This is a genomic window from Prevotella pectinovora (genome assembly GCF_000834015.1).
GTDB lineage: Bacteria > Bacteroidota > Bacteroidia > Bacteroidales > Bacteroidaceae > Prevotella > Prevotella pectinovora.
In genome coordinates this window covers 109,452-136,367 of record NZ_JXQI01000062.1, presented here as the reverse complement: position 1 = coordinate 136,367, position 26,916 = coordinate 109,452, and the positions used below count along the sequence as shown (strand labels likewise).

Annotated in this window: 19 protein-coding genes; 8 read left to right on the top strand and 11 right to left on the bottom strand. The window is 50.0% G+C overall.

Going from position 1 to position 26,916, the window contains the following annotated elements:
* Position 1 precedes the first annotated feature (1 nt).
* The 3 genes from ST42_RS08540 to cbiB are packed head-to-tail and all read left to right on the top strand — an operon-like array spanning position 2 to position 3,470.
* A complete protein-coding gene (locus ST42_RS08540) occupies positions 2-1,465 on the top strand; it encodes a cobyric acid synthase (RefSeq protein ID WP_044073191.1) in 1,464 nt (487 codons plus the stop codon).
* Positions 1,462-2,475, top strand: a complete 1,014-nt coding sequence (locus ST42_RS08535) for an aminotransferase class I/II-fold pyridoxal phosphate-dependent enzyme (protein ID WP_044073190.1) — start codon at positions 1,462-1,464, stop codon at positions 2,473-2,475. The genes ST42_RS08540 and ST42_RS08535 overlap by 4 nt, the downstream gene beginning before the upstream one ends.
* Positions 2,472-3,470 carry an adenosylcobinamide-phosphate synthase CbiB gene (gene cbiB, locus ST42_RS08530; protein WP_156139337.1) on the top strand — a complete coding sequence of 333 codons (999 nt, stop codon included), beginning with the start codon at positions 2,472-2,474 and terminating at the stop codon, positions 3,468-3,470. The genes ST42_RS08535 and cbiB overlap by 4 nt, the downstream gene beginning before the upstream one ends.
* Positions 3,471-3,684: 214 nt before the next feature.
* On the opposite strand, the gene scpA is transcribed toward cbiB, so the two are convergent.
* Together scpA and mutA are read right to left on the bottom strand one after the other, a co-directional pair.
* Positions 3,685-5,829, bottom strand: coding sequence for a methylmalonyl-CoA mutase (gene scpA / locus ST42_RS08525; protein ID WP_022317284.1), 2,145 nt, complete (start codon positions 5,827-5,829; stop codon positions 3,685-3,687).
* Positions 5,826-7,688, bottom strand: a complete 1,863-nt coding sequence (gene mutA / locus ST42_RS08520) for a methylmalonyl-CoA mutase small subunit (RefSeq protein WP_044073187.1) — start codon at positions 7,686-7,688, stop codon at positions 5,826-5,828. The genes scpA and mutA overlap by 4 nt, the downstream gene beginning before the upstream one ends.
* Before the next feature lie 386 nt (positions 7,689-8,074).
* Here mutA and proS point away from each other — a divergent pair, with 386 nt between their 5' ends.
* From proS to pyrF, 3 genes are read left to right on the top strand one after another with little or no spacing between them, the layout of a single operon-like run.
* Positions 8,075-9,556 (top strand): proline--tRNA ligase, encoded by a 1,482-nt coding sequence (gene proS / locus ST42_RS08510; RefSeq protein WP_022317286.1) that lies wholly within the window; start codon positions 8,075-8,077, stop codon positions 9,554-9,556.
* Positions 9,557-9,572: 16 nt separating this feature from the next.
* Positions 9,573-10,685, top strand: a complete 1,113-nt coding sequence (gene prfA, locus ST42_RS08505) for a peptide chain release factor 1 (RefSeq protein ID WP_044064544.1) — start codon at positions 9,573-9,575, stop codon at positions 10,683-10,685.
* Between the two features lie 33 nt (positions 10,686-10,718).
* The gene (gene pyrF / locus ST42_RS08500; protein WP_042520072.1) at positions 10,719-11,543 is read left to right on the top strand and encodes an orotidine-5'-phosphate decarboxylase; all 825 of its coding nucleotides are present in this window, start codon (positions 10,719-10,721) and stop codon (positions 11,541-11,543) included.
* 202 nt (positions 11,544-11,745) lie between these two features.
* Here the strand turns inward: pyrF and ST42_RS08495 are convergent, their stop codons facing one another.
* Positions 11,746-12,474 (bottom strand): PriCT-2 domain-containing protein, encoded by a 729-nt coding sequence (locus ST42_RS08495; protein ID WP_044073185.1) that lies wholly within the window; start codon positions 12,472-12,474, stop codon positions 11,746-11,748.
* A 107-nt stretch (positions 12,475-12,581) separates the two neighbouring features.
* On the opposite strand from ST42_RS08495, the gene ST42_RS08490 reads away from it, so the two are divergent.
* Complete coding sequence (locus ST42_RS08490; protein ID WP_044073184.1) at positions 12,582-14,945, top strand: bifunctional dihydroorotate dehydrogenase B NAD binding subunit/NADPH-dependent glutamate synthase; 2,364 nt, start codon at positions 12,582-12,584, stop codon at positions 14,943-14,945.
* Positions 14,946-15,092: 147 nt separating this feature from the next.
* Here the strand turns inward: ST42_RS08490 and ST42_RS08485 are convergent, their stop codons facing one another.
* The 6 genes from ST42_RS08485 to ST42_RS08460 all read right to left on the bottom strand — a co-directional run bounded on the left by ST42_RS08485 (position 15,093) and on the right by ST42_RS08460 (position 23,171).
* Positions 15,093-17,081 (bottom strand): fructose-bisphosphatase class III, encoded by a 1,989-nt coding sequence (locus tag ST42_RS08485; RefSeq protein WP_044064541.1) that lies wholly within the window; start codon positions 17,079-17,081, stop codon positions 15,093-15,095.
* A 91-nt stretch (positions 17,082-17,172) separates the two neighbouring features.
* Entirely contained in the window at positions 17,173-18,441 is a 1,269-nt protein-coding gene (locus ST42_RS08480; protein ID WP_044073183.1) for a glycosyltransferase, read from the bottom strand.
* 283 nt (positions 18,442-18,724) lie between these two features.
* Positions 18,725-19,891: a glycosyltransferase gene (locus tag ST42_RS08475; RefSeq protein ID WP_082027988.1), complete on the bottom strand. Its 1,167-nt coding sequence runs from the start codon at positions 19,889-19,891 to the stop codon at positions 18,725-18,727.
* 33 nt (positions 19,892-19,924) lie between these two features.
* Positions 19,925-21,094, bottom strand: coding sequence for a diaminopimelate decarboxylase (gene lysA, locus ST42_RS08470; RefSeq protein ID WP_044073181.1), 1,170 nt, complete (start codon positions 21,092-21,094; stop codon positions 19,925-19,927).
* Positions 21,095-21,139: 45 nt separating this feature from the next.
* Positions 21,140-22,456, bottom strand: a complete 1,317-nt coding sequence (locus ST42_RS08465; protein ID WP_022317295.1) for an aspartate kinase — start codon at positions 22,454-22,456, stop codon at positions 21,140-21,142.
* A 31-nt stretch (positions 22,457-22,487) separates the two neighbouring features.
* Positions 22,488-23,171 carry a cell division ATP-binding protein FtsE gene (locus tag ST42_RS08460; protein WP_022317296.1) on the bottom strand — a complete coding sequence of 228 codons (684 nt, stop codon included), beginning with the start codon at positions 23,169-23,171 and terminating at the stop codon, positions 22,488-22,490.
* Positions 23,172-23,733: 562 nt separating this feature from the next.
* On the opposite strand from ST42_RS08460, the gene ST42_RS08455 reads away from it, so the two are divergent.
* A complete protein-coding gene (locus ST42_RS08455) occupies positions 23,734-24,372 on the top strand; it encodes a DUF3256 family protein (RefSeq protein ID WP_044073180.1) in 639 nt (212 codons plus the stop codon).
* A 290-nt stretch (positions 24,373-24,662) separates the two neighbouring features.
* Here ST42_RS08455 and ST42_RS08450 read toward each other — a convergent pair whose 3' ends face one another.
* On the bottom strand, positions 24,663-25,757 hold the full coding sequence (locus tag ST42_RS08450; RefSeq protein ID WP_052485505.1) for a nucleotidyltransferase domain-containing protein: 1,095 nt from the start codon (positions 25,755-25,757) through the stop codon (positions 24,663-24,665).
* Positions 25,758-26,154: 397 nt separating this feature from the next.
* A complete protein-coding gene (locus ST42_RS08445) occupies positions 26,155-26,886 on the bottom strand; it encodes a YebC/PmpR family DNA-binding transcriptional regulator (protein ID WP_042519429.1) in 732 nt (243 codons plus the stop codon).
* Between the last annotated feature and the right edge of the window lie 30 nt (positions 26,887-26,916).

The following is a 26,916-nucleotide window of genomic DNA, read 5'->3' as shown; positions in this document are numbered from 1 at the left end:
TATGACACACAATATATTACACCCTTTAATGCTTGCAGGCACTGGAAGCGACGTAGGCAAAAGCATAATTGCCACTGCCCTCTGCCGCATCTTCTTGCAGGAGGGCTACCACCCTGCCCCTTTCAAGGCGCAGAACATGGCTCTCAACTCTTATGCCACACCCGACGGACTGGAAATCGGCCGTGCCCAGGCTGTACAGGCAGAAGCTGCCGGAGTGGTCTGCACTACAGACATGAACCCCCTGCTGCTGAAACCCAACTCCGAACACACCACACAAGTGGTACTGAACGGACGACCGATAGGCAACCGCTCGGCATACGATTATTTCCGCAAAGAGGGTCGCGAAGAACTACGCAAGGCAGTGAACGCAGCCTTCGACAGGCTCAGCCAATCTTTCTGTCCGATTATCATGGAGGGTGCCGGGAGCGTGTCTGAAATAAACCTACGCGACTCAGACCTCGTGAACATGCCAATGGCCCGGCATGCCGACGCTGACGTAATTCTCGTGGCTGATATAGACCGTGGCGGTGTATTTGCATCATGCTATGGCAGTGTGATGCTGCAGACTCCCGATGACAGGAAGAGGATAAAGGGCATAATAATAAACAAGTTCCGCGGAGACATTCGTCTCTTCGATGAGGGAAAGAAACTACTGGAGCAGATATGCGGCATCCCTGTGCTGGGCATAGTACCGATGTTCAAAGACATCGTGATAGAAGAGGAAGACAGCGTGGAACTGGAGCGCAAAGCCCGTCAGATGGCTACCGACAAGGTGAACGTTGTGGTGGTGCTGCTCCGACATATATCAAACTTCACAGACTTCAACATACTGGAGCGCGACGAGCGCGTCAACCTGTTCTATACCAACAATACCGCCGATATAGAAAAAGCCGACATCATCATTCTGCCCGGCACGAAAGCAACCCTCGACGATTTATACGAATTGCGCAAAAACGGTGTTGCCCAAGCAATAGTAAGGGCACATCGCAACGGGAAGACCGTCATCGGCATCTGTGGCGGCTATCAGATGTTGGGGCAATCGGTGCTTGATCCTCATGCCGTGGAAGGCAGCATTCCGCAACTGCCCGGACTCGGCCTTCTCGACACCATAACCGAGATGTTGCCAGAAAAGACCACACGGCAGACGGATTTCATTTTCAACGGTAAAGAGTGCAAAGGCTACGAAATCCATCAGGGCATTACCACCTACAGCCAGGGCAACGACAGAGCAGGCCAGAAAGCCGACCTTATTGTCAGCGGAAACAACTGCACGGGCACCTACCTCCACGGATTTCTCGACAACTCTGCCGTGACAGACCATTTCATCACCCCCCTCTGCAAGAGTAAAGCCAAGGCAGGCAATGTCAGCATTGAGGAATTCAAGAACAGACAGTACGACCTCCTTGCCGACCACGTGAGAAAATATGTAGACATAGAAAAACTTATCAAAATAATGACACCATGATACATGGACACGGCGACGACCTATATAAATACAAGAATGTGGAGATGAACTTCTCCACCAACATATTCAACCACTTCGACCATTCGCGGCTTTTCGCCTATCTCTCCGAAAAGTTGCCACTCATAACAAGCTACCCTGAACCTGCGCCAGCATCTCTCGAAAGAGCGATAGCACGGCAGACAGGTGTTGAGGCAGACTGCATTATGGTGACCAACGGAGCCACGGAGGCCATATACCTCATTGCCCAATGTTTCAGTGGGAAGACACAACACATCCTGCAACCCACCTTCGCAGAATATGGCGACGCCTGCAGCATGTACGGCAGCCGGATCCACACTCTGTCAAAGATAACGCCATCCGACCGGTTCGGCAACAACGACACCGTGTGGTTCTGCAACCCCAACAACCCCACAGGCACCGTGACAGACCACGATGTCGTGTCTGCCGTCATCAGCAACAATCCCGACACATTGTTCATTATCGACCAGAGCTACTCCCACTACACGCTCAAGCGTACTCTCCAGCCCCGGGAGTGTGCCCGTCAAGGCAATGTGCTTCTGCTGAACTCCATGACAAAAGACTTCGGAATCCCCGGACTGCGCCTCGGCTTCGTCACTGCCAGCCGCCGACTCATATCCCTGCTCCGCAGCCACCGCATGCCGTGGTCGGTAAACAGCCTTGCCATCTGCGCCGGCATGTTTCTGCTCAAACACCATGAAGACTATAGCATCGACACGGCAGCTCTCTGCTCTGAGCGGGAACGGGTAGGCAGGCTCATTGAGGAACTTGGCATAATGACGTATCCTTCAGACTCAAACATGCTGCTCTGCAGACTGCCGGAATCAGACGCTGCCACGCTGAAGGAATTCCTCGTTGCTCCACACAGCATACTGATACGTGACGCAAGCAACTTCGAGACGCTCACTCCGCAGCATTTCCGCATAGCCGTGCAGACTCGCGAAGAAAACGACAAACTGATAAAATCTCTGGAAGAATGGATGAAACAATGAATTTTCTGAATACCCACATCATGTTAGCAAGCCTTCTCACAGGTTGGGCTCTCGACATCATCTTCGGCGACCCCTCACGGCTCCCCCACCCCGTGGTATATATGGGCAGATGGATTTCCATGGGCGAACACAGGCTCAACCGCGGCAAAAGAAAGCGACTTAAAGGTGCTGTCTTTGCCGTTTCAAGCATCTTGATGACGTTCGGCATCATGTGGCTGCTGACAGAGGCGCTCAGAATGCTGACAGACAGCTACGACACGGGATGGGCTTTTCCGCTGCTCTCCTATGCGTTGGGGTCGCTCTGCGTCTTCTTCTGCCTTGCCGGAAAGACGTTGCGCCGCGAAGTGAGGATGGTATTCGGAAAACTAGAACTGGGACTTGACGAGGGCCGACAGCAGGTGGCCAGGATTGTGGGCCGCGACACTCTGTCGCTCTCCCGGCAGGAAGTGTCTACGGCAGCTCTGGAGACACTTGCCGAAAACCTCTCCGATGGTGTCATTGCTCCGCTTTTCTGGTTTGCCCTGCTTGGTGTGCCGGGAATGATGGCCTATAAGATGATAAACACCCTCGACTCCATGATAGGCTATCAGAACAAGCGCTACAAAGACTTCGGCTGCTGGGCAGCCCGCATCGACGACATAGCCAACTATCTGCCTGCACGCCTCACCGCCCTGCTGATGATATTGGCAGGATGGGGCTATATGCAGTTCTCCAGATCGCGCTCAGGACGCTCTCTTGCGTATTACCTGCAAACTACCAGACGTTACTCCCGTTGCCATGCCTCGCCTAACAGCGGATGGCCTGAGGCCGCTCTCTCGTCATTGCTCGACTGCCGTTTCGGCGGTCCTCACGATTATTTCGGCGAACTGTTCTATAAGCCCTATATCGGTTCAAATGCCCGTCCTATAACATTCTCCGACATGACATCAAGTCTGCACATCTGCCTTGCTGCTGAAATCATCGCTGTAGTGGCAGCTGCTGCCATTGTTGTATAGTCCGTGGTCTGCCAGGAGGAAGGATATTCTTATCAGCCTATAAAAAAAGATGCATCCTGCCATTGCAAGACGCATCTTTTTTTATAGCATTTCCAAATTGTCTGCCGCTTGTCAAAAGGCAACAGACCAATTTCGCAGAACAATCATACTTGTCCGGATAAAAGTTTTTATTCCACAAAACGAGACAAGCCTCTGTCCGTCAAGAAGATAGCTTTTACTTGTCGAGCAAGATGTTCATCATCTCGCAGGCAGCCTTTGCCACTGAAGTGCCAGGACCGAAGATTGCAGCCACACCAGCCTTGTAGAGGAAGTCGTAGTCCTGTGCCGGGATAACTCCACCGGCGATAACCATGATGTCCTCACGTCCGAGTTTCTTCAATTCCTCAATAAGCTGAGGAATGAGAGTCTTGTGACCAGCGGCGAGCGAACTGGCACCCACGATGTTCACGTCGTTCTCCACAGCCTCTCTTGCAGCCTCAGCCGGAGTCTGGAACAATGGTCCCATATCCACGTCGAAGCCACAGTCAGCATATCCTGTAGCCACTACCTTGGCACCACGGTCATGACCGTCCTGACCCATTTTAGCAACGAAGATACGTGGTCTGCGTCCTTCCTTCTTAGCGAACTCTTCCGTCAACTCACATGCCTTATGGAAATCTGAGTCGTTCTTACTTTCTGATGAATACACGCCTGAAATTGTTCTTATAACTGCTTTATAACGTCCTACGATTTCCTCGCAGGCATCACTGATCTCTCCAAGGGTGCAGCGCAGCTTGGCACACTCCACAGCCTTCTCCAAGAGGTTGCCCTCTCCCGTGCGCACGCATTCTGTGAGTGCAGCAAGAGCCTCCTTGCATTTCTCGTTGTCGCGGTTTGCACGCAGTTCAGCGAGTCCCTTCACCTGCTCCTCTCTTACAGCAGAGTTGTCCACCTCCAGGATGTCGATAGGATCCTCATGGTCAAGACGATACTTGTTAGTACCGACGATAACCTGCGAACCGCTGTCGATACGAGCCTGTGTGCGTGCGGCAGCCTCCTCGATGCGCATCTTCGGCACTCCGGTCTCGATGGCCTTTGCCATTCCGCCGAGCTTCTCGATTTCCTGTATGTGCTCCCATGCCTTGTGTGCGAGCTCGTTTGTCAGGCTCTCCACATAGTATGAACCAGCCCATGGGTCGATGTGCTTGCAGATCTTGGTCTCGTTCTGTATATAAATCTGAGTGTTTCGTGCGATACGTGCAGAGAAGTCAGTAGGCAATGCGATGGCCTCGTCGAGAGCGTTTGTATGCAGACTCTGAGTATGTCCGAGGGCTGCAGTCATTGCCTCGATGCAGGTACGACCCACGTTGTTGAACGGATCCTGCTCTGTGAGCGACCATCCTGATGTCTGACAGTGTGTTCTGAGCATCAGCGACTTTGCGTTCTTCGGGTTGAACTGCTTGATTACCTTTGCCCACAGCATACGTGCTGCGCGCATTTTGGCAACCTCCATGAAGTGGTTCATCGAAATTCCCCAGAAGAAAGACAGACGTGGAGCGAAGGCGTCGATGTCGATACCTGCGTTCACACCGGCTCTCACATACTCCAGACCGTCGGCGATGGTGTAAGCCAGCTCGATGTCTGCCGTAGCTCCAGCCTCCTGCATGTGGTAACCGGAGATAGAGATAGAGTTGAACTTAGGCATCAGTTTGGATGTGTATCCGAAGATGTCGCTGATGATTCTCATTGAGAATGCAGGCGGGTAGATGTAGGTGTTTCTCACCATGAACTCCTTGAGAATGTCGTTCTGGATTGTTCCTGCCATCTCCTCGAGCTTGGCTCCCTGCTCCAGTCCTGCCACGATGTAGAATGCCATTACAGGCAACACGGCACCGTTCATGGTCATAGATACCGACATCTTGTTGAGCGGAATTCCGTTGAAGAGCACTTTCATGTTCTCGATCGAGCAGATAGACACGCCAGCCTTACCCACGTCGCCCACCACACGAGCGTTGTCCGGGTCGTAGCCGCGGTGTGTAGGGAGGTCGAATGCCACCGACAGACCTTTCTGTCCGCTGGCGAGGTTTCTGCGGTAGAATGCGTTGCTCTCCTCGGCAGTAGAGAATCCTGCATACTGACGGATTGTCCATGGGCGGAAAGGATACATCATGCTGTAAGGTCCGCGCAGGAACGGAGGAAGGCCGGCAGTATATCCGAGATGCTCCATGCCCTCCAGGTCTTCTTTGGTATAAACAGGCTTTACCTCAATGTGTTCAGGGGTTTTCCAGTTTGCCTTGATGTTGTTTGACTCCTGCCAAGCAGCGCCATCAACGCTCTTTATACCTGAAAAAATATCTATGTCTTTAAAATTCTTTCTCATTTTATTCCCAGTTTTTGGTTATACTCCTTCAATGTCTCAAGCACATTGCACTTCACGTGTATAAAGTTCTCTATACCCTTTGCCTTGAGGTCTTCCATGCATGCCGGTGCTCCAGCCACTACGAACATGGCTCTGCCGTTGAGGTATTCGAAGGCAGGCACTGCGTATTCAGCATATTCGTCGTCGCTCGAACAAAGCACCACGATGTCGGCGCCAGCCTTGAGTGCTGTGTCCACGCCTTCCTCCACGGTCTTGAATCCGAGGTTGTCCATCACCTTGTAGCCGGCGCAAGCCAGGAAGTTGCAGCTGAACTGTGCTCTAGCCTGTCTCATTGCCAGGTTTCCGATAGTGAGCATGAAGGCGGTAGGAGTCTTCTCGCTTTCCTCCACCGAGATTCTCAGGTCTTCGAAGTCGGCAGCCAGACGTGTTGTCTTTATAGCCTTGAAGGCTTCCTCGTGTGCGCCCTTGTCAGCGCATCCGCAGCATGCGTTCTTTGCGCGCTTTCCTTCGCTTTTCTCCGTGAAGTTAGGGAACTGGTTTGTACCCAGTATGAATTCCTTTCTCTTTGCGGCAGCGTCGTGGCGCTTGGCGTTTGTGGCGTTGATGTCGTCCTGCACGATTCCCTTCTTTGCAGCCTCCAGGAATCCACCGTTGTCTTCCACGTTGAGGAAGATCTTCCAGGCCTCGTTGGCGAGCGATGTGGTGAGCTCTTCGATGAAGTAGCTTCCTGCTCCCGGGTCCACCACCTTGTCGAAGTGGCTCTCCTCCTTGAGCAGCAGCTGCTGGTTGCGTGCGATGCGCTCCGAGAATTCGTTAGGAGTCTCGTATACGGCGTCGAACGGCAACACCTCTATTGAATGCACTCCGGCGAGAGCGGCGCTCATTGCCTCTGTCTGTGAGCGGAGCATGTTGACATAGCTGTCAAACATCGTCATGTTGTATTTTGATGTGGCAGCGTTCACGCACATCATGCATGATGCGTCGTCTTTCGGTGCATACTGCTTCACGATTTCCGCCCACAGCATTCTGGCTGCACGGAATTTTGCCATTTCCATGAAGAAGTTCTCCGAGATGCCGAGGTTGAACTTGATGTTCTTTGCAGCCTCGTCGGCGTCTGTTCCTGCTTCCACGAGCTGGTTCATGTATTCGTTGCCCCATGCCAGTGCATATCCGAGTTCCTGCACGATGTAGGCTCCGTTGTTGTTGAGCGCCACAGCGTTCACGCAGATTGTGCGGAAGTTGGGGTATTCCTTCATTGCCTCCACGATCTGCGGTGCCTGTGCGAGCAGGGCCACCGTGTCGAGTCCCTTCACCACGATTTTCTCCATCGGGTCCCAGTTGAAAGAACCCACGATCTTCGTCTTGTCATATCCCTTCGCCGTGAAATACCAGTCCAGGATCTTTGCCAGTTCCAGGGTGTGGCGTTTGCAGGTGTTGAAGTTTAGCTCCACGGCTTCGCATTCGATTCCCTTGAGCAGTGTCTCGACGAAATCCTTGGAGATGTTCTTTCCCGGTATCTTGAACGACAGCGAGTCCACTCCCCTGTTCAGGATGTCCAGCGCCTTTTCGTTTGCCGCTGCGGCGTCGTCGGCCATGATGCGCTGTCTCACGTACCATGCGTTGTCGCCCTTCTTGTTGCCGCGTACGAACGGGAATTCTCCCGGAAGTGAGTCTGGTGTCTTGAGGTTCTCAAGGTCTTCCTTCAAATAAAAAGGCTGCACGTTGAATCCCTCGTTTGTGCGCCAGACGAGACGTTTGTTAAAGTCGGCTCCCTTCAGGTCCACCTGAATCTTGTCAAGCCATTCTTGACGTGTAGGAGCCTTAAACTCCGTAAAGAGTTGCTCTTTGCAATTCGACATAGTGTGTAGTATTATATAAGTTAATATGTTTCAAAGTATTATACAAACACAATGAATCGGGCGCCACAATCCGTGTGGCACTTTCTCCTAAATGCAAAGGTAAAGCAATTTTTCAATATTCAGAAAAAACGGAAGAGTTTTTTACAAAACAATATCAAAAATCATGTCTTTACGAAACACTTTGACATATCAACGTGGCAAACTGCCGCCTGCAGCCGTCAATCGCATGGCCTTGGTTTGGGAAAATATCCCGGCATATATATATGGTTTGGTTTTTTTTTTATAATTTTGCAGCCAAATGACGGAAAGGAGGCCCGGATGGAATCCCATGCCGACACCCCGTCAGCAATGAATACAATCACGTCAACAAAACAACAATTACGATAATGGCAAAAGAATTAAAACAACTTACGAAAAGATCAGAGAACTACAGCCAGTGGTACAACGACCTGGTAACAAAGGCCGACTTGGCAGAGCAGTCGCCCGTGAGAGGCTGCATGATAATAAAGCCCTACGGCTATGCCATCTGGGAGAAGATGCAGCACCAACTCGACGCCATGTTCAAGGAGACAGGCGCCCAGAACGCATACTTCCCCCTGCTCATCCCCAAGTCGTTCCTCTCGCGTGAGGCAGAACACGTGGAGGGATTCGCCAAGGAGTGTGCCGTCGTGACCCACTACAGGCTGAAGGCCAAGGAAGACAAGAGCGGCGTTGAGGTAGACCCTGCCGCCAAGCTCGACGAGGAGCTCATCATCCGCCCCACTTCAGAGACCATCATCTGGAACACATACAAGAACTGGATACACTCATGGCGCGACCTGCCGCTCATGTGCAATCAGTGGTGCAACGTGATGCGCTGGGAAATGCGCACCCGTCCGTTCCTCCGTACCTCAGAGTTCCTCTGGCAGGAGGGCCACACAGCCCACGCCACGAAGGAGGAGGCCGAGGCCGAGGCACAGAAGATGCTCCACGTCTATGCCGACTTTGCCGAGCAGTATATGGCCGTGCCCGTGGTGAGAGGCGTGAAGAGCGAGACAGAGCGCTTTGCCGGCGCCCTCGACACCTACACCATCGAGGCCATGATGCAGGACGGAAAGGCGCTGCAGAGCGGCACGAGCCACTTCCTCGGACAGAACTTCGCCAAGGCCTTCGACGTGACCTATCTCAACAAGGACAACAAGCCTGAATACGTGTGGGCCACATCATGGGGCGTGTCCACCCGCCTCATCGGAGCGCTCATCATGACCCATTCCGACGACAACGGCCTGGTGCTCCCACCGAAGCTCGCGCCGATACAGGTGGTGATCGTGCCCATCACCAAGGGCCGCGAACAGCTCGACGCCATCAGCGAAAAGCTCCAGCCCGTGATCAGCGCCCTCAGAAAGGCCGGCATCAGCGTGAAATACGACGACGCCGAGAACAAGCGCCCAGGATTCAAATTCGCCGACTATGAGCTCAAGGGAGTGCCAGTGCGCCTCGTGATGGGCGGACGCGACCTCGAGAACAACACCGTGGAAATCATGCGCCGCGACACCCTGGAGAAGGAGACACGCCCGCTCGAAGGCATCGTGGAACACGTGGAGCAGCTGCTCGACGACATCCAGGCAAACATCTTCGCCAAGGCGAAGGCATACCGCGACGAGCGCATCTACGAATGCGACAACTACGAGGAATTCAAGGAAAAGGTGAAAGACGGAGGCTTCTTCATCTGCCCGTGGGACGGCACCGCCGAGACCGAAGCAAAGATAAAGGAGGAGACACAGGCCACCATCCGCTGCATCCCGTTCGGCGTGGAGCAGACACCGGGCACCGACATGGTGTCGGGCAAGCCATCCACAAAACGCGTGATAATCGCCAGAAGCTATTAATCAAACAAGCATACCGATGCCAGACAACAACAGTATATTAGAGAAGCTCAACGGACTGGTGAGCCGTTACGAAGAGGTTTCCACCCTCATCACCGACCCCGGGGTGATAGCCGACCAGCAGCGCTACGTCAAGCTCACAAAGGAATACAAAGACCTCGGCGACATCATGGACGCCCGGAAGCGATACATCAGCTGCCTCTCCTCTATCAGGGAGGCCAAGGACATCCTGGCCAACGAGAGCGACCCCGACCTCAAGGAGATGGCGCGAGAGGAACTGCAGACAAACGAGGCCCTGCAGCCCCGCATCGAAGAGGAGATAAAGATGGCACTCGTGCCCAAAGACCCCGAAGACGACAAGAACGTGCAGATGGAAATCAGAGCCGGAGCCGGAGGCGACGAGGCAGCCCTCTTTGCCGGCGACCTCTTCGGCATGTACAAGCGCTTCTGCGACTCCAAGGGGTGGACACTCTCAGTGACCAGCGTGAGCGAGGGAGCAGCCGGAGGATACAAGGAAATCGACTTCGCCGTGAGCGGCGACGGAGTGTACGGAGTGCTGAAATACGAGTCTGGCGTACACCGTGTGCAGCGCGTGCCCGCAACCGAGACACAGGGCAGGATGCACACCTCGGCGGCTACCGTGGCAGTGCTGCCCGAGGCAGACAAGTTTGAAGTGAACATCAACGAGGGCGACATCAAATGGGACACCTTCAGAAGCAGCGGAGCCGGCGGACAGAACGTGAACAAGGTGGAGTCGGGCGTGAGGCTGCGCTATCCCTGGAAAAACCCCAACACGGGCGAAGTGGAGGAAATTCTCATCGAATGTACGGAGACCCGCGACCAGCCCAAGAACAAGGAGCGCGCCCTCTCGCGCCTGCGTACCTTCATATACGACCGCGAACACCAGAAATACATCGACGACATCGCCTCGCGCCGCAAGACACTGGTCTCAACCGGCGACCGCTCGGCAAAGATACGCACATACAACTTCCCCCAGGGCCGCGTGACCGACCACCGCATCGGCTTCACCACTCACGACCTGCAGGGATTCCTCGGCGGCGACATTCAGGAGATGATTGACGCGCTCACTGTAGAGGAAAACGCCGAGAGGATGAAAGAGAACGAGCTATAGAAAAGACAAACAAAAAAAACATTTCATAACGCTATGACCAGAGAAGAACTCATAAAACAGATTTTCACGAAGAAAACCTTCCTTTGCGTCGGACTCGACACCGACATCAAGAAAATCCCGCAACACCTGCTTGGCGGCGAAGACCCCATCTTCGCCTTCAACAAGCAGATAATCGACGCCACCGCAAAATACTGCGTGGCTTACAAGCCCAACCTCGCCTTCTACGAGAGCATGGGAGTGAAGGGACTCGTCTCCTTCGAGAAGACAATCAACTATCTCAAGGGGGCCTACCCCGACCACTTCATCATCGCCGACGCCAAACGCGGAGACATCGGAAACACATCAACCATGTATGCCCGCACATTCTTCGAGGAATACAACATCGACTCGCTCACCGTGGCACCGTATATGGGAGAAGACAGCGTGGTGCCGTTCCTGCAATACGAGGGCAAATGGGTGATACTGCTCGCCCTGACCAGCAACAAGGGGTCTCACGACTTCCAGCTCACCGCCGACCAGAGCGGCGAGCGCCTCTTCGAGAAAGTGCTCCGCACATCGCAGAAGTGGGGCGACAAAAACAACATGATGTATGTGGTGGGCGCCACACAGGGCAAGATGTTTGAAGACATCCGCAGGATAGCCCCCGACCACTTCCTGCTCGTGCCGGGAGTGGGCGCACAGGGCGGAAGCCTCGAGGAGGTGTGCAAATACGGCATGAACAAAGACTGCGGACTGCTCGTGAACAGCAGCCGTGGCATCATCTACGCCAGCTCCGGCACTGACTTTGCACAGGTGGCGGCCGCCAAGGCTGCCGAGCTGCAGCAGCAAATGCAGGAGGAACTGGAGAAAATCAGATAAACGGGAGACTGGAGAAAGTAACCTTGCTTCACCACTCCAGCCCCCACCTGGCCTCCCCCAAAGGGGAGGGACAGATAGTATTGAGCGCTGACAATCAATCAGACAACGGGAAACCGTCTGCCCCCGGCAAGACGAAACGAACAAAGCCGGCTCCGGAAGTCGTCATACGACAGACTCCGAAGCCGGCTTGGCTTTTCTCTGTTCAGCCCCAATCGGGCAGAGGGTTTCGTCTGCTGTTGTTGTTCATATATAGGTGTTTTGTGGTTAGCCAATCAGTTGCTTGCATTCTCTGTTCCGCCGCTTTGCACTTCTGTTTCGCCGCTTTGCGATTCCGTTCCGCCGTGTTGTGCATGATTTTCTTGAGTGTGGGAGGTAGGTCTGCCGTATCCAAATTGTCGGAGAATGTATAGCCGTTGGAAAAGTCTTTACAAAAGTGTCTCAAGTGTCTCACTGTCTCACTGTCTCCAGTAGTATAGGCTGTTTTCTCTAAATTATTATATATCAATACATTATCTTTTTTATTACAATTATTATTCATTTTATGAGACGGTGAGACAGTGAGACACTTGAGACACTTGAGACTCTTTTGTAAAGATCTTTCTTCTTTTTTCCCTCTTTCCCTTGCCATCTCCTTGAGGTCAACATTAGCCAGATCTCTTGCCATCTGGAAGAAAGTTGCGATAGTGATTCCTCCCTTGTTTCCTTTCATGCAGTTGTCGTATAGACGGTTGCATTCCCGAGTGTCGTAGTCGGCGTTCATTTGCGAGAGGCGGTCGAAAATCTGTCTGCCAGCCTCTCCGAGTCCGTCGGAAAGTGCGAAGGCAAGTTTCAGCCAGTTGTCGTAGCCCTGACACGCCTCATGCAGCTGCTCGACAGCCGCAAGCCCGGAGAGCCCACATGGATAGAAATAAAGTGAGAAAGCCGCCGACATACTGATTTTTTGCCGTGCAAAATGGTAGCATTCAAAAAATGTTGCTATATTTGCACGGCAAAAGAAATCTAATACACAGATTAGTCAAATCAAAACCACTAACGGCCATGAACAAGATAATACAGAAACAACAGTTCTCGGAAAAAGTATTCAAATTCGAAATCGAAGCGCCCCTCATAGCAAAAAGCCGCAAGGCAGGCAACTTCGTGATAATCAGAGTGGACAAAAACAGTGAGAGAATGCCGCTCACCATAGCCGACGCCGACACCCACAGGGGCACCATAACGCTCGTGGTGCAGGAAGTGGGACTCTCGTCCAGGAAACTCTGCAGGCTCAGCGAGGGCGACTACGTGGAAGACGTGGTGGGACCGCTCGGAAGCCCCACACACATACAGAACTTCGGCACCGTGGTGTGCGCCGGAGGAGGAGTGGGCACAGCACCCCTGCTGCCCATCATCAAGGCGCTCAAGAAGGCGGGAAACAGAATTCTCTCCGTGATAGCCGGAAGAAACAAAGACCTCATCATACTCGAAGACGAGGTGAGGGAATACAGCGACGAAGTGATCGTAATGACCGACGACGGATCATACGGCGAGAAGGGAGTGGTGACCATAGGAATAGAGAAATTCATCAACCAGGAACACATTGACAAGGTGGTGGCCATCGGACCCCCGATAATGATGAAATTCTGCTGCCTGCTCACCGGAAAATATAATATCCCCACCGACGTGTCGCTCAACACAATCATGGTGGACGGCACGGGAATGTGCGGCGCATGCCGACTGACAATCGGAGGAAAGACAAAGTTCGTATGCATCGACGGACCGGAATTCGACGGAGCACTCGTTGACTGGGACGAGATGTTCAAGAGAATGGGCACATTCAAGGCGGTTGAGAGAGAAGAGATGGAACATTTCGAAGAGCATCTGTGCAGGCCAGAGACCGCTGAATGCAACTGCGGAGCCAAGGCGCAGACCAACGGCGATGGCGCCCCGGCAGTCTTCCCCGCCGAAACACTGGAGCAGCTCAAGGACAGAGAGGCGGAATGGCGCAAAGAGCTGCGCAAGAGCATGAAGCCGAAGGAGCGCATGGCGATAGAACGCGTGGAGATGCCGGAGCTGAGCCCCGAATACAGAATCGCACACCGCAAGGAAGAGGTGAACCAGGGGATAACGCTCGAAATGGCTCAGCGCGAAGCCCACAGATGCCTGGACTGCGCAAAGCCGTCGTGCACGGAAGGATGCCCCGTGAGCATCGACATACCTTCGTTTATAAAGAACATAGAGCGCGGAAACATACAGGGAGCCGCACGGGTGCTCAAGAACACATCATCGCTGCCTGCCGTATGCGGACGAGTATGCCCGCAGGAGAAGCAATGCGAAAGCAGATGCATACACCTGAAGATGAACGAGCCGGCGGTGGCGATAGGATATCTGGAGAGATTCGCAGCCGACTACGCACAGAGATGCGGCGAACAGAACGACGGAAGGCCGGAGAGCAACGGAGTGAAAGTGGCAGTGGTGGGCTCAGGACCATCTGGACTAAGCTTCGCAGGCGACATGGCAAAGAGGGGCTACGAGGTGCACGTGTTTGAGGCGCTGCACGAAATCGGAGGTGTGCTGAAATACGGAATTCCGGAGTTCAGACTGCCCAACCACATCGTGGACGTGGAGATAGAAAACCTCAGGAAGCTCGGAGTGGAGTTCACCACAGACTGCATCATCGGAAAGACTGTCACCATAGAGCAGCTAAAGGAAGAGGGATTCAAGGGATTCTTCGTGGGAAGCGGAGCCGGACTGCCAAACTTCATGAACATTCCGGGAGAAAACGCCATCAACATAATGTCGTCTAACGAATATCTGACACGAGTGAACCTCATGGATGCTGCCGACCCGAAGACGGACACACCGATGAACTTCGGCAAGAAGGTGCTCGTGATTGGCGGAGGCAACACTGCCATGGACTCCTGCCGAACAGCCAAGAGACTGGGAGCCGACGTGACAATAGTCTACCGACGCTCGGAGGCTGAAATGCCGGCAAGACTGGAAGAGGTGAGACACGCCAAGGAGGAGGGGATAAATTTCCTCAACCTGCACAATCCTATTGAATACATCGCCGACGAAAACGGTGCCGTATGCAAGGCGGTGCTACAGGTGATGGAACTGGGAGAGCCCGACGCCAGCGGAAGAAGAAGTCCGAAACCTATAGAAGGCAAGACCCTGACCGTGGAGACCGACCAGGTGATAGTAGCGGTGGGCGTGTCGCCGAACCCCCTCGTGCCGAAATCCATCGAGGGACTGGAACTGGGCAGGAAGGACACCATCGCCGTGGACGACTGCATGCAGAGCTCGAGGAAGGAAATCTTCGCCGGAGGCGACATCGTGCGCGGCGGAGCCACGGTGATCCTGGCTATGGGCGACGGCAGACGTGCCGCCGAAAACATGGACAAGGCGCTCAAGGGCAGCAAATAATGCCCAGCCTGGATATAGCTGATAGGACTAATAAGACTGATAGGACTTATAGGAGATATAGGTTTTATCAGTCCTATAAGTCCTATAAGTCCTATAAGTCCTATAAGTCTTATAGGAGATATAGGAGATATAGGAGATATAGCCCCCCTATCCGCGCTCCTTTATCCATCCATACCTGTAGGCATAGAGGAGCTTCTTGAGATATTCGATCTGGCCGCGCAGGTCATCGCCGATGTCGGTGTCGGCAACGAGCATCCTGTGAGAAGACATCTCCACGATCTTGGTGAAACTCTTGATGTCGGTGCCGCGCTTGATGGCATCCTCCTCGCTCGTGAACGGCTCGTGCTGCACAAGGAAGAAGCCGCGGCTGTGATAGATGAGCGTGTAGCCGGCAATGCCCGTCTCCTTGTGGTAGGCCTTGGAGAAACCGCCGTCGATGACCATCAGCTTGCCGTTGGCCTTTATCGGGTTCTCGCCGCTTCCGGCATGCACGGGCACGTGGCCGTTGATGATGTGGCGGTTGGGATGGCGCACCTCGAAGGCGTCGAGAATCCTGTCCACCACTTCTTCGTTGTCTCTCATCTTGAAATAGTTGCCCTTATACTCCTTGTGGGTCTCGGCGTCTTCAAGGAAATAACGCTCGAAGGTGGCCATCTTGGACTTGTCGAAGAGTGTGGAGTCGGGACCGCACCACAGATACATGAAATAGTCGCGCGCGAAATCACGCATTGCCTCGGAACTGTCGTTCTGGAACGCCGCACGCACGAGGAGACCCGTATGGTGCATCAGCTCCCTGCCGCTGTATTTCTTGCCACCGAACAGCTCCACTTCCTTCAGGGAGCCGTCGTCGTTGAGAGGCACCGAAGCATGGAAGAGCAGGTTGTTGTTGGTGATGTTGTACATACAGCCGTGGCTGAGCAGCAGCTCTATATGGTTGCGCAGCTTCTCGCTCACGGTGAACGAATGGTGGAGCTTCTTCATGAGTTCCTCCTCTTCCTTCGTCAGCACGTTGGGATGCTTGGGGTCTACCGTGGGGAACAGGCAGCTCTTCATGGCATATTCCTTGCCGCCGATTGTGCACACGCCCTTGTCGTAGTCAACGTTGTTGAAGAGCATGCGGTCTTTCATCTTCCACTCAGGGTGCTTCTTTATCAAGGCGGCTTCCACCTTGAACTGGATTACGGAGATGGCTTTGTGCATCATGGCGATGAGGCGAACAGTCTTCTCATCGAGAACGCCAGTGCCGCCTGAGGTCTTCGGGATGAATTCCAGGCATGGGTCGTCCTTGTAGGTCTCCATGGCGAAAGTGGCAAGGGGCAGCAGGTTTATTCCGTAGCCCTCCTCCAGGGTGGTGAGGTTAGCATAGCGCAGCGAGATTCTCACCACGTTGGTGATGCAGGCGTCGTTGCCGGCACAGGCTCCCATCCACAGCATGTCGTGGTTGCCCCACTGGATGTCCCAGTTGTGGTAATGGGTGAGAAGGTTCAATATCTTGTGGGCGGCAGGACCGCGGTCGTAGATGTCGCCCAGAATATGGAGCCGGTCAATGGCAAGGCGCTGGATAACGTGGGCGATGGCGATGATGAAGTCGTCGGCGCTGTCGGTCTCTATCATGCTGTCGATGACGGCAGTCACGTAGCCCGCCTTGTCGATGTCGTCGGAATGCTCATGCAGAAGCTCCTGGATGATGTAGGAGAACTCCTTGGGCAGGGATTTCCTGACTTTCGAACGGGTGTATTTGCTCGACACATCGCGGCAGATGGTGACAAGCTGGTGGATGGTGATGTGGTACCAGTCGTTGATGTCTTCCTCTACGAGCTTCACCATCTCGAGCTTCTGCTCGGGATAATAGATGAGAGTGCAGAGGTCGCGGAGCTCCGTATCGCGGATCTGGTTGCCGAAAAGCTCGTTCACTTTTCTCTTGATGTTGCCCGAAGCATTCTTCAGCACATGCTGGAATGACTCGTAGGCGCCGTGGATGTCGGCAAGGAAATGCTCTGTTCCCTTAGGCAGATTGAGGATGGCCTGGAGGTTTATTATCTCCGTGCTCGCATCCGCAATGGTAGGGAAGGTCTTTGACAACAACTGCAGATACTGCAGTTCGTTCTCTTGCGGTTGGTTTAAGTTTTTCTTCATATTATATTAGATTTGAAAAGTTGTTTCTTCATATTATATTGGAGTTGAAAAGCTGCTGCTCCATATCATATGGATTTGAAAAGTTACTTCTTCACATTATATTGGATTTGAAAAGTTGCTTCTGCATTTTGCATAAATCCTTTTCACGTGAAAGTTTTACGGGTACATGCCCTTTTTCAAGGAACATGCTGTGGACGAGGAGTGTGAGGATGCGGGAACTGAACTCCAGTATGCCCAGATCTGAAAGCATCTCTTCGAGCACATATTCGTTGTAGTCTTCAAACCTTGCATAGAGATACAGGTCGGAAAGGTTTCTGCGCGTCACTCTTCGGGTGTCTGTCAGGTGCTTCATGTTGAGAAGCATGACGCAGAGGAGAAGTTCGCTCTTGTATTCTGAATAGTCCTCGGAAACCTGATGCATTCTGGATGTCTTTATCGAAGGCTTGTCCCTTTTCAGTTCGCTCCTGAAGGCAACCACAGAATGGCGGTCCACAGTCTGGGGGTCGAACTCGCCGGGTGTGCCCATCAGCGACTCGTAGGCCATGCGCACCTCGGGAAGAATGTCCTGGTCTGAGGAATGAAGCTGGATGCGTCGCCAATGCTCGGCGGAAAGGGTGGCGAGCTCTGACTTTATCTTCTGCAGGGGCAGGAATACGGTGTCGGCATCCTTGCCGGAAGACAGTATGGCTCCCAATGCCGCCAGACCGTTTTCTATATATACGTCTTTTTCGCTCATCAGCCAGAAGGGATTGCTGTCGATGATCTTCCGGTATACGGAGAACATGGTGGATGCGAGGCGCAGGGTGTCTGCTTCACCGTTGATGCTCTTGATGCGGGTGGCCACGGAAAGGCGGCCCGAACTGCCCAACGCATGACGGAACATCTGCTTCATACGCTCCGTTTCCTGGTTGGAGCTTGTGAGGACAGTGGCTCCGGTGTGCTTGAGAAGCATCCGGGAAACTATCGTCCTCTTCAGCCTCAGGGGCAGAGGGATGTTGCTCAAATGCCAGGGCATCATCGAGTTGTATGGGGAGAAGACCACGGGAATCCTCATAGCAAAGGCCCATCTCATGATCTGAAGAGAATACAGGTCTGCAAATGAATGTATGTGGATTATCTCTGCCGAGGTAGCGGCAACGACATGCCTGAACTGTTTCTTGCCTCCCTTGATCCATGGACGGGAGGAGGAGAAACAATATACCTTGTCTGTCCCTACGCATGCTGCAAATTCAGATTGCTGTGACTTGTCTGTCAACACATAATTAGAGAGGTCTTGTGTGTTGAACGAAAACAAGTCGTCAAGCAGGGTCTGCCGTATTGAACCTGAATCTGAACGTGGAATGCAATGGAGTATATTCATGGCACATGCTTTTAAAAATCAATTCAGTATTTTGGTCAACTCTCATTATCGTATATTGTTGGGGTCAACCTCATCATCGTCTATTGTTGTGGGCAACTCTCATTATTGCCTATAGTTTGGGGCAACTCCAATTATCGTCTATTGTTATAACGTTGTGGAACGGGATATATTGCATCGCACTGGCTTTTTAACGCCCAAACGCTCATCATTGATGTTACATTTTATGACTGCTTGCAGCCTTTGCTTTTTTACAAGCCGATTGATGGCCGTTTGGGCGAGGGACTTAAAGCTTGTGGCTTATGAAGTCATATTTGTCGGCGAAACGATATTTCAGCAGTCTCATGCAGTTTCTGAAAGGTAGCGTCTGTTCCAGCCACCATAATTTGACGAACGACATTCCGTGAAGATACGGGCGCAGGCGGACGGACAGAATCACCGTGCGCAGAACGAACGACAGGAGCAACGCAAAGACCGCACAGCCGCAGAGTATCCACATCCGGGCGATGGCTGAACAGGCTATCAGGGCGGTAAGCAGGATGTTGGCCGACAGCATGGAAACTATGCCAAGATTGAATGTGAACCTCGGGAGTCTGGAGTTGCGAAGCGTCTTGCGTATTGCAAGATAATTGAGACACTTGTTTGTCCAACCCTTGTGAGACGGGGTGTCTTCTATCACCATAGCGTCGGGGGATGCAAAGACCAGCGTGTTGGATTCCGTGGAGAATTTGTTTGCCAGGAATTCAAACTCGCCTCTCGTGTATTTCAGATTCCCGTCATAGCCCTTGCCCTCGATGAACATGGATTTTCTGAACAGTACTACTTTGCCGGAATAGCCTGCTGTCCTGCCTCTTTGCGACAGGGCCAACTGGCGATAGAGACTGTAGGTGTTGTCGAAGAGACGGGCTGACGGGGCGTCGGAGCTGAAATTGCTGTAGCCCAACACCATCTGGCAATCGCCGGATATGGACCTGCGGGATATGGAGTCAAGGAATGTGGCTTTCTCCGGATAGCAATCCACATCCGTCAAGAGCACCCAGTCGTATCTGGCTGCCTTCACGCCAATGGTCACGGCAAGCTTCTTCCTGCTCATATAGCGGGACGAAGACGGGATGAAAGTGGTGTATAGCGACGGGGAACCCGAATATCGCTTGAGGATTGACTCAACCTGAGGGTCGTTGCCCGAAACGACTACAATGACCTGATATTTGCCGCCATACGACTGGTCAAGCCATTGTGGCAGATTCTTCTTGAGGTCTTCACCCTCGTCATCAACAGTCATGACTACTGAAATGCCGGGCAATGAAACATCGTTGACAGGCAATGAGGAGCCGTCAATGTCTGACTTCCCTACCTTCAATTTCAGAATCAATGCGTTTACGATTGGAGACAAAAGCGCAAGCAATATTGCAACGCCTCCTAACACCATTGTCTTATCATCAACTACTAACATTTTATACTGCCTTCCTTATAACCAAGTTTTAAGTTAATAATCTATATTCAGCTCCTCAGACACGTAACCGTCAGGCAACTTCCTGCAGTTGTACTGTGAAGCCATAATCTCTCCATAGGCACCTGCCGACCGGATGGCTATAAAATCCCCTCTCCTACTACAATTCAAGTCTGCCGCCTTTGCAAACACGTCGCTCGACTCGCAGATCGGTCCGACCACATCGTAGGTCTCCATAGGCCCGTCGCTTGAAATGTTCTCTATCTTATGATAGGCCTGATACAAAGCCGGTCTTATCAGATCTGTCATTCCGGCATCAAGGATAAGGAACTTCTTGGAAACTCCATCCTTGACATACAACACTCTGGTAATCAACGACCCACATTGACCTACTACAGCACGCCCCAGCTCGAAATGCAAAGTCTGATGAGGACGAAGCTTCAGGAATCTGGCATACGTGTTGAAATACCCCTTGAAGTCGGGAACAGAGGCTCTGTCAGGCTCATGATAGTCAATTCCGAGACCTCCGCCTACATTCAATGACTCAACTATAATATGATGGCGCTCAAGCTGTTGCTGGAGGTCGTTGATGCGATTGCACAACGCCTCAAAGTCGCCCATGTCGAGAATCTGTGAACCTATATGGAAATGCAATCCTCTGAACTTCACGTTCTTCATGTTGACTGCAAGACGGATTACCGGTTCCATCTCCTCCATAGGTATTCCGAACTTGTTCTCTGCCAGACCTGTGGTTATGTTAGCATGGGTATGGGCACCTACATCAGGGTTTATCCTGAATGCCACATTCGCGATTTTGCCCTTCGCCCTGGCGATTTCATCAATCACCTCAAGCTCAGGGATGCTTTCGACATTGAAACATTGTATGTCGTTGTCTATGCCAAGCGCTATTTCCCAATCGCTTTTGCCTACACCGGCAAAGACTATCCTGTCATGCGGAAAACCACTACGCAGGGCCGCCTTTATCTCACCTCCACTCACGCAGTCGGCGCCAAGTCCGTAATGGCGGATTACATTCAGTATCTTGGGGTTGGCATTTGCCTTGACTGCATAATGGACACGGAAATTATCGTGTCTGCCTGCCTCTCTGTTTATCTCCTCTAAAGTCTTGCTCAAGAGGGACGTGTCATAGAAATAAAACGGAGTTTCGATTTCCATGAACTTGTCAACGGGGAATATTCCTTTCATTCTTCGTGTTGTGTGTCGTTGTTGTGTGTCGTTTATTGCTTTTCTTTATTTGAAGAGAGTGTCGCTCAAGCTCTGGAGCGCAGCCTTCTTGTCGCTTTCCCGGATGAGAAATGAAATGTTGTAATTGCTGCCGCCATATGAAATCATTCTCACGGGGATGTTCTTCAATGCATCCGTGGCGAGCGTCTCAAAGCCTACATTGCTCCAGTCAAGATCTCCGACAACGCAGACAATGCACATGTCGGTGTCTACGGTCACAGTGCCATACTTCTTCAATTCATCCACTATTTCAGCCAGATGGGTGTCGTTGTCTATACTCATCGAAACGCCGACCTCGCTGGTTGCCACCATGTCGATTGCCGTCTGGTAGCTCTCGAAAATCTCAAAGACTTTTCTCAAGAAGCCAGTAGCCAGAAGCATGCGGCTGCTCTTTATCTTGATAGCCGTGATATTGTCTTTTGCAGCTACTGCCTTGATTTTCCCCCTCAAAGTTACATTATCTATGATAGTGCCTTGAGCTTCCGGTTCCATCGTGTTCAGAAGGCGTACGGGGATGCCGGCATATTTTGCAGGCTGGATGCAAGTAGGATGCAGGATCTTGGCACCGAAATAGGCAAGCTCTGCTGCCTCCTCAAAGTGAAGCTGCCTTACGGCTTCTGTACCGTCAACGATGCGTGGGTCGTTGTTGTGCATTCCGTCAATGTCTGTCCATATCTGTATCTCTTCGGCGTTTATCGCAGCTCCGATAAGCGAAGCGGTGTAGTCGCTGCCGCCTCTCTGCAAGTTGTCTATCTCGCCATAGGCATTACGGCATATGAAACCTTGTGTTATATAGATTTGCTTTCCTTTGACTTCCTCAAGCAAAGCGGTCAATTTCTCCTTGATATACGATGTGTCAGGTTCGCCGTTCTTGTCTGTGCGCATGAAATCAAGTGCCGACAACAACTCTGCATCGACTCCGCATTCTTTCAGGTAGTTCACGACCATGTTCGTACTCATGATCTCACCCTGTGCCACTATGCTCTTCTCCTCAAAACTAGTGAAGAGGTCTTTTGTGAACGAACGTAGATAATTGAATTCCTCACGGAGAAAACTACGCGTTTCCTTTTTCCATTTTTCTGTAGAATACAAATCTTCTACGTGTGACATGTATTTCTGTTCAAGGCGGTTTATCACTTCGTTGGCGCCTTCCGGATTCTTCCTGTACAGATAATTGGATATCTCGACCAATGAGTTTGTGGTTCCCGACATCGCTGACAACACGATGACAACAGGTTCACCACTGCTAGTTATCAATTTTGAGACACTTTTCATCCTCTCTGGAGAACCAACAGATGTGCCTCCGAATTTCATTACTTTCATAATTATATCTTTTAGTGTTCGCGTGTATTTCCTACATCGACATCTTGTCAATATCTTGTTCCTCTAATGTGCCGTTCTGGCAACTGTATACGATTCCGGGATATTTGTCAATCATCGGGATGTTGTGGGTTGACATAATGACTGCTGTGCCTTTCTGGCTTATGGATTTCAACAGGGACACGATATTAGAGGCCGTCTCCACATCAAGATTTCCTGTAGGCTCATCAGCTATGATTATCTTTGGAGTATTGAGCAAAGCCCGTGATATAGCTATTCGCTGCTGCTCACCGCCAGACAGTTGGTGAGGCATCTTGTTTATAGCGTCACTCATCCCCACTGCATCAAGCACTTCGTTTATCCGGTCATCTACAGAAGCCTTGTCACGCCAACCTGTGGCGCGCAAAACGAATCTGAGATTATCATAAACGGTCCTGTCGTGAAGAAGCTGGAAATCCTGGAAAATGATTCCTATCCCTTTCCTCAGCTGCGGTATCTGCCTGCGCTTTATTGTCAAAAGATTGTGGTCAAGAACATTGGCACAATCTGCGCTTTCAATGTCAAGTTCACAATACATAGTCTTGAGCAGACTGCTCTTTCCTGCTCCTACCTTACCTATTATATATATGAATTCACCTTCGTCAACATGGAAGTTGACATTCTCCAAAACGCATTTGGATTCTTGGCAAATATTCACATTCTTGAAATCAACTAACATTATATATTGTTCTAATTATTTTTTTAACTTCAATTTCCCTGTTTATCTTGAATGATCAACATATCAAACAACACATACATTAAAGATGTCAAATATACAAAGGACTTTCAGGAAACTATATGGAATACATATTCTCAAAGGTCTCTATTGACAATAATTAATTATGTTTTTAGCGCCTCGATGTATAAATATCAGCGGAAAACGCCTTGTTGACATGAAAATTAATGCAAATATACTATTTTTTAATGACACTAAATTAAACGATATGATAAAAATAGATTTTTATCGTGTTTACTATATATTTATTTCTCCCCGACAACATAATCAGCTCTTGTCGACACCAGATTATTGTCTGTTCCTCGCTAAGGTCGGAATATGCCCTGACATCAATCCATCTTCGATTTGGAATAAACAGCCGGCATGGGCATAAAACACTACACGTTAAATCTCGATCATGATTTTAACGATAATTATTGGGGATAATTGCCAATATAATTTCCAGATAAATGTTTTTTTTTATAATTTTGTATTCAAACAAATAAACATAATTAAATTCTAGCAGATGAACATTCTAAAGATTATAGCAACATCATTAATAATACTCTCAGGACAAGGGATTTATGCACAGAAAACGATGAAGGACGTTTGGAAAGAAATGCCGGATTCTATTTTGCCAATAATGAACAGCAGTATCCGAAGCGACATTGTTGACAATGACAATGTTGATGAAAATAAAGAAGGAATCAAGAACCTTTTAGGGGGCGAACTTAAATTGGTATCTCTTAATGACAAATTCATTGATGTCAGACTATCAGAGAAATCAGGTGTACAGTTACTGCTTCTGAAAAAAGACACCGGCACAGATCTGATATGCATGAACAGGTATTACGGCAATCCCGCAGCTGAAAGCGATGTGGACTTTTACACCATTGACTGGACCCCAGTTGATACAGAGAAAAACGTAGTAATATCTGCAAGAGATGATTTTTACAGTCAAGTAATTGATTCCCTGAAAAAAGAAACCGGGAAGAAAGAACCTGCAGTATTAGACCCGATAATGATTGTCGTTTCTCTTTCGGATAAAGAAAATGGCGAATTGACATTTAACACATACGTTCCACTTAAAATTTCCACAGATGTGGATTTACCAGACTTTAAAATGCAAAGATGTCTTAAATGGGATGGACGTTGTTTTAAATAATGTTTATTCAGACAATCTTTTTATTGAAACTGTTGCATTTCACTATATAATCAACTATATTTGCAACGTGTTTTTCATGGTATTAGATTATTAAGGTTAATAAAAGATTGGTTGTCGTGAGACAATCAATTTTTTTGTTTTATTGTAAGCTGCTGCTCCCATGGCTCTTGACCAATAAGCACATGCTCATCCGTTCCTTGATGGACGGCTCTTACCGTCCGAACCAAGTCAAAATGTTTTTTTGAGCAACGAAGTCTGGAAAAAACTCGCCAATGAACCCAGCAGTATATCTATGGTCTTTTTCTGTTAACGACGAGACGCCAAAGATAATGCCATATTTTGAAAGGCACTTCCCAAAATACTTCATCTGGCGACAATCGTCGAATTTGAACATTTCGACTATGTTTTCGCTTCAGGTTGGCAATACTGCCAACTTCACAATCTCGTGACATACGGACATCAAAATGTCCGAAATTACCCGCTTGCATAATCTCGTTCAAAAGTAGTTCACCATATTCAGCATTTGGGTTGACCAAAAACTTTTCCTCAGGCAATCCGAACACGACATGAAGGACAAACATCAACGCTGAAGCAAAACGCAAAAGCCCAAACCGCTTCAGAAGATTGACAACATATCGATTGTCACCATCTCTTATAATACAGTAATAATAATCCATCAACTGCCGAAGACCTATCCCCTCGTCAAAGAAATGTCTGTAAATATGTATTAGAAGAAAGACGGCATTGAAATCTCTCGTCGGGCAAGCAATCCTCTCCCCTCCTTCTGAAATCATCACACTATTTGCCATCTGATATGGTGCAACCTTATCAAACCAATTCTGCAATCGGATATTATGAATCGGATTCCAGAGCCATGTAGGACGAAAGTGAACCTCTACGTCTGTATCAGTAAAAAAAAATGCATCCACGTGGTGATACACTATTTCACCAATATCCACATCCAATTTCTTCAAAAGGGATACAATACGCTTTCTTCCCCCAGTCAGCCATATATCAATATCTCCAGGATTGCGCAACATTGGATCTGGATAATACAATGCCACACCCTGTCCTTTTAGCACAGAACTTTTCACGCCCTTCAAAGAAAGCCCCCTATAGAGAGAAACTACCTGTGTGTTGAGCTGCTTGTTCATTTCACGAATTTTACAGGATGATGCATACCATGAAAACAAAATATCACGTGGAGGACGTTGCTCTTGAGGTAATCTCTCAATGACAGGAAACAAAACTCCTAACAAAGTCTGATTATTGGCAATATCGTAAACTTTCGCCCACTCATCCGCATTAGGTGTTCCTGATAAGACGAACCTATGAAAGAGCCCCATCTGTATCAACTCGAAGAAATATTTCTCTGAACTTTCCATTAATTAATTGAAGAAACAATTCATTTTGTCGTATAAAAATCCATGGTATTTACCCCCAAACGGTCATTAGGCCGTTTATTGAATTATTTAATGACTTCTTGCTGTCATTTGTTTTTATAAGATGCCTTTTGTCTGTTTTTAATTCGCAACAGCTCGTATTACTCATTAAAAGCCAAACAAAATCCACTCTTCTAAAAAATCAAAATCCAAGCAAGCACTAATGACCGATTTGGGTTAACAAACCCAACAATTAGATATACGCATTCAATTTCTACATTAAATGTATAATAACATTTTAGGGCAGTTTCGATAATAAAAAAATTTCAGAAACTGCCCTAAATAGTATATGACATTCATTCTATATTAACCAAAAGTACCTTAGAATAAATGTATAGTATTATTCCTCAGCCGGTTTCATGTTAGTATAAACGTTCTGAACGTCGTCATCATCCTCAAGGATATCAACCATTTTGTCGATTACCTCACGTTGTTCAGGAGTAACATCCTTTAGATCCGTTGGAATACGAGTGAACTCAGCACCAGTAATCTCGATACCATTGGCTTCAAGATGCTTCTGCAGATCGCTAAAGCTCTTAGGGTCACCATATATAGTAACCTCGTTGGTCTCTTCATCGAAATCATATTCCTCTTCAACACCATAGTCAATGAATTCAAGGATGAGTTCGTCCATATCAAGATCCGCCTGCTTCTTGAATGTAAACACGCACTTCTGATCAAAAAGGAAAGACAAGGAACCTTGTGTTCCCAAGTTGCCACCATACTTGTTGAATACGGCACGCACGTTGGCTACAGTACGGGTTGTGTTGTCTGTCGCGGCATCCACGAAGATAGCCACTCCATGAGGTCCGTATCCCTCGTAGGTTACTTCCTTGAAATCCTTCTGGTCTTTGCCCATTGCGTTTTTTATCGCACGCTCAACGTTAGCATTAGGCATGTTCTCACGCTTGGCAGTCTGAATGATAGCTCTCAGGTGAGGATTGTTTTCAGGATCAGGACCACCAGCCTTGACTGCAATGGCAATCTGTTTGCCAATCTTTGTAAACGTACGGGCCATATGTCCCCATCTCTTCATCTTAGTCGCTTTGCGATATTCAAATGCTCTTCCCATTGGAGTAATTGTTTTATAATGTTTTTAAAT